This window comes from Streptomyces bobili (genome assembly GCF_002154575.1).
In the GTDB taxonomy this organism is placed as follows: domain Bacteria; phylum Actinomycetota; class Actinomycetes; order Streptomycetales; family Streptomycetaceae; genus Streptomyces; species Streptomyces bobili.
Map to the genome: position 1 here is coordinate 1 of NZ_MUBA01000913.1, position 602 is coordinate 602.

A 602-nucleotide genomic window follows, 5' to 3' on the forward strand; every position below is an offset into this window, starting at 1 on the left:
CACCCCGACGGGCGGCGACCCACGTCCGGTGCTGCCCGACGGCTGCATGGACCTGTTGTGGAACGAGGGCAGGCTCCTCGTCGCCGGCCCCGACACCCGGGCGTACCTCCCCGAGGGCCCGACCGGGGCCTGGGCGGGTCTGCGCCTCTACCCCGGCACCGCGCCCGCTCTCCTGGGCGTACCCGCCCATGAACTGCGTGACCGCCGCGTGGAGTTGACCGACCTGTGGCCCGCCGCGGAGGTACGGCGACTGCGCGCCGGGGTCGAGGCCGCGACCCGTCCGGCGACCGCGCTGGAGGAACTGGCGCTGGAGCGGACGACTCCGCCCGACGCCGGACTTCGCCGACTGGTGACCGCTCTCGCGACGGGCCGCCCGATCGCCGCGACCGCGGACGAACTCGGCCTCGGAGTCCGCCAGTTGCATCGCCGCTCACTGCACGCCTTCGGCTACGGCCCCAAGACGCTGGCCCGCATCCTGCGCCTTCGACGCGCACTGGCCCTGGCCCGTCGAGGCGTGCCGTACACGGACACCGCGGCCCGCGCCGGATACGCCGACCAGGCCCACCTGGCCCGTGACGTACGGGAGTTGAGCGGGATGACGC

Annotated in this window: 1 protein-coding gene; it reads left to right on the forward strand. The window is 75.1% G+C overall.

From position 1 onward, the window contains the following. A partial coding sequence (locus BZL64_RS38660; RefSeq protein WP_107430435.1) for a helix-turn-helix domain-containing protein occupies nucleotides 1-602 on the forward strand: 602 nt, incomplete at both ends.